1 pseudogene is annotated in these 267 nt (G+C 56.9%); it reads right to left on the reverse strand.

What is annotated here, in order from left to right:
* Positions 1–267: pseudogene (locus SB756_RS30860) on the reverse strand (mannitol dehydrogenase family protein); the annotation flags it as partial.

The raw sequence follows: 267 nt of genomic DNA on the forward strand, positions 1-267 counted from the left end.
GACGGTCATGGAGATAATCGCCACCTCAGGCTGGCTCATGGCATTGATCACCGCCTCAATACCGTCACTTTTGCCGTGCAGTGCCTGAGTAATGACGCCAATCACCCGGGTATGCAATGAATCATCGGCCATCTCGGTGAGGGTATAAAGCAGCTGCTGCTCTCGCAGGGCCTCAATCAACGCGCCGCTGTTGAGGTTCACTTCACAATAACCCCAGTCGCTGCCCTGTTCAGCCAGCTTATCGCTGCAGAGCGCCTGATGGGCGCG

It is taken from the genome of Pseudomonas sp. SIMBA_068 (assembly GCF_046534705.1).
GTDB lineage: Bacteria > Pseudomonadota > Gammaproteobacteria > Pseudomonadales > Pseudomonadaceae > Aquipseudomonas > Aquipseudomonas putida.